Source organism: Protofrankia sp. Cr2, from assembly GCF_963555885.1.
GTDB lineage: Bacteria > Actinomycetota > Actinomycetes > Frankiales > Frankiaceae > Protofrankia.
This window is the reverse complement of record NZ_CAUVXG010000020.1, coordinates 45,481-49,009: the sequence shown is the minus strand read 5'-3', so window position 1 is coordinate 49,009 and position 3,529 is coordinate 45,481. Positions and strand designations below refer to the sequence as shown.

Below are 3,529 nucleotides of genomic sequence, written 5' to 3'. Positions count from 1 at the left end.
TTGGGTCGGGGAACGGACCCATGCGTGGATGAACGGCTACGGCAAGCTCCGCCGTTGCACCGACAAGAACGGCGCGATCGTCGATTTTTATCTCTACTTGACCGCAGCCTTCGTCACCGTGCGTGCACTGATCCGGCATGCCCGGACGCTCTACCGCTGGGACAGCCGACCCACCACCCGACGTCTCAAGTGACGCCTATTGCCGGTCGCTCTAAGTGCTGCATCGCCGACGGTGACTGTCGGCTTGGCGTCCAGCGCCGGGTCATCCCGACCTTCGGGGAAGAGCATCCGCGTCCTTGCTTCCGTGCGTGATACCCGAGTGTCTCCGGTCGCTGAGGATCAGACCACCGTGACCCCGTCGATGTCTGCGACCCAGTCCAGACCCGGAGTCGAAGATCATTAGATTGCCGGTTTCGTCCCGGATGGGCGGGCAGGCTGGATACCAGATGACCCGTGAGGGATGCCGGTGATGGTGAGGGACTGTTTGGGCGCGATCGGCCCGCCGAACGGGCCCTCTGCAGCTTGCTGCGGGTCAACGCGGATCCACTGGTGGTCTCCGGTGGCGTCGGCGAATTGGTTCACCGCATCCTGGGTGATCTCGTACCAGTCGCTTCGCCTCAGCTCCTCGCCGACGGGCAGCGACTGGCTCAAGCTGGCCCTCCACGAGCGCGTCGAGATGACAATCATCGACGCCATCGCATCCAGCGAAAGCGGACCTTTCGCTTTCGCCATCACCCGGTCGACCAACGACCTGCCGGGCCGGCTTTTCCCGGTGCCCGCAACGAAGATGTTCACTGTAGATGGCCAAAACGTGACGCCAGGCAGCGGCGAAACGGGAATTCTCGCCTATAGCGGCCCCATGCCGCTCGGGTACTACAAGGGTGCCGGCAGGACGTCGACGACCTTCCGGACGATCGGCGGGATTCGGTACGTGATCCGTCGGCTTTGACCTCGCCCAGGTCGAGACCGACGGTGCGATCCGGTTTCTCGGTCGCGGTTCCGGGGTGATCAACACCGGTGGCGAGAAGGTGCACCCGGCGGAGGTGGAGAACGCCCTGCTGACACACCCCGCGGTCACCGACTGCATCGTGGTCGGCGTGCCCGATCCGACCTGGGGAGAGCGGGTGGCCGCGCTGGTGGCCATGCGGCCCGACCCGCCGGTGACCCAGGAGGAGCTGCGCGACTGGGTACGACGGAGCCTGGCCGGCTACAAGGTCCCCCGCGTTGTGGTCATCGTGGACGCCCTGAACGCGCCGTGCAGGACGCATCGGTCAACACGGCTGGCTGGACGTGAGCCGACAGCGCGAAATCGTTCCCGACGCGTCAGCGTGCACATCGCCTTGGCCGCATGCAGGCTTTAGCGGCCGTCGCCACACTCGTCCTGATCGTCGTTCCATCCCCGCTCGCGCGGGGCCGACCACCATCTCAGCGTTCCGCCGGGTACCGGTGGCGGATCATCCCCGCTGACGCGGGGCCGACATGTTCGACGTATGTCGAGAATATCTGTACGACGGATCATCCCCGCTCGCGCGGGGCCGACGCTGTCGCGCTGGGGGAGCTCGGCGACCTGGTGGGATCATCCCCGCTTGCGCGGGGCCGACGGCGCCGGGGGCATGTGCGTCGAGGTAGGCGAGGGATCATCCCCGCTTGCGCGGGGCCGACCATCGGGATAGGTGATTCCTCGGGAGATGACGAGGATCATCCCCGCTTGCGCGGGGCCGACATCCACGCAATTAGGTAGTGGATGAGCCACCGGGGATCATCCCCGCTTGCGCGGGGCCGACGCGCCAATCGGCTGGACACGTACGCCCGCACAAGGATCATCCCCGCTTGCGCGGGGCCGACCTGGTCAGGACCCAGGACGTAGAGCGTTTCCGTGGATCATCCCCGCTTGCGCGGGGCCGACGACCCCCATCAGTACGTCACGACACAGTTCGCAGGATCATCCCCGCTTGCGCGGGGCCGACCCAGAGTCCATGCTCCAGCTGGCCAAGAGCCCAGGATCATCCCCGCTTGCGCGGGGCCGACCGCTCGGTCATGACCGAGCCAGCGACAGTGACGGGATCATCCCCGCTTGCGCGGGGCCGACCCAAGCTCCCGCGCGATCGCGCGGGCCTCGTCAGGATCATCCCCGCTTGCGCGGGGCCGACCCGCCGGCACCCTGGTTGATCGCCTTGAAAAGGGGATCATCCCCGCTTGCGCGGGGCCGACCCCGGGTCAACGGGGGCGTCACCGAGGCCCCATGGATCATCCCCGCTTGCGCGGGGCCGACCCTTCAGCTCGGACGCGAAGTCGGACGCTGTGGGGATCATCCCCGCTTGCGCGGGGCCGACCAAACTGAAAAGGAATCGCGGGATCAGTCCTCGGGATCATCCCCGCTTGCGCGGGGCCGACCAACCAGCGCAGCCCACGCAATGGTCTCGGCGAGGATCATCCCCGCTTGCGCGGGGCCGACCGCTCGATACGCGCCGCGATGGAGCGGGCGAGAGGATCATCCCCGCTTGCGCGGGGCCGACCCCGGCAACGGTCGTTGCCGTGAACAGACCCGGGGATCATCCCCGCTTGCGCGGGGCCGACCGCGACACCGACGCGGGTAGCTGCCTGGATGCGGGATCATCCCCGCTTGCGCGGGGCCGACATGACTCCCTCGTCAGCGAGGCGGCCGATGTACGGATCATCCCCGCTTGCGCGGGGCCGACGTGGTCTTCGAGGATCCGGCGCGCGGCCTGGAAGGATCATCCCCGCTTGCGCGGGGCCGACGGCCAGTCGACGTGGTCGAGCGGGGTCACAGTTGGATCATCCCCGCTTGCGCGGGGCCGACCCAGCGGACGTCGCGACCGCATGGAGCGCGTCCGGATCATCCCCGCTTGCGCGGGGCCGACGCTCAGCCAGCCTTCGGTCACCATGGCGACGAGGGATCATCCCCGCTTGCGCGGGGCCGACGATGGTGAGTCCTGCGAGTGCCCAGAAGCCGCGGGATCATCCCCGCTTGCGCGGGGCCGACGCTGATCATCCTGGCTGCCATAGCCGGGTGGATGGATCATCCCCGCTTGCGCGGGGCCGACCCGGCATCTCGGCTCACTCGGACTCCTCCCGAGGGATCATCCCCGCTTGCGCGGGGCCGACGTTGAGGCTGCGCTGATTGAGGCGTTCGATCGTGGATCATCCCCGCTTGCGCGGGGCCGACGACGGCCTGGTTGACGAGGTCGCCGTGGATCGCGGGATCATCCCCGCTTGCGCGGGGCCGACGTCATCGAGAGGGAGGAATCAGCCTGATGTTCAGGATCATCCCCGCTTGCGCGGGGCCGACTGACCGACGGTAGCGCCGGTGACCGCTGGGCAGGGATCATCCCCGCTTGCGCGGGGCCGACGACACCGGACCGGACTACGTGTATACCAAACTGGGATCATCCCCGCTTGCGCGGGGCCGACATACCACCGTCGCCAGGTGCGGGCATTGCTCCCGGATCATCCCCGCTTGCGCGGGGCCGACTTCCCGTACCGGCGCTGCCACGGCTGTGAACGGGGA

1 protein-coding gene, 2 pseudogenes and 1 CRISPR repeat array are annotated in these 3,529 nt (G+C 68.1%); of the genes and pseudogenes, 2 read left to right on the top strand and 1 reads right to left on the bottom strand.

From position 1 onward, the window contains the following. A pseudogene (locus tag U9978_RS11675) lies at positions 1 to 193 on the top strand (IS5/IS1182 family transposase); the annotation flags it as partial. A 296-nt stretch (positions 194 to 489) separates the two neighbouring features. Here the strand turns inward: U9978_RS11675 and U9978_RS24020 are convergent. Then, positions 490 to 687: pseudogene (locus tag U9978_RS24020) on the bottom strand (MaoC/PaaZ C-terminal domain-containing protein); the annotation flags it as partial. Between the two features lie 317 nt (positions 688 to 1,004). Between U9978_RS24020 and U9978_RS11665 the strand changes: the two are divergent. Beyond that, positions 1,005 to 1,361 (top strand): AMP-binding enzyme, encoded by a 357-nt coding sequence (locus tag U9978_RS11665; RefSeq protein WP_322761120.1) that lies wholly within the window; start codon positions 1,005 to 1,007, stop codon positions 1,359 to 1,361. Positions 1,362 to 1,390: 29 nt separating this feature from the next. Beyond that, positions 1,391 to 3,493: direct repeats of the CRISPR family, unit length 28 nt; unit sequence GGATCATCCCCGCTTGCGCGGGGCCGAC. Positions 3,494 to 3,529 lie beyond the last annotated feature (36 nt).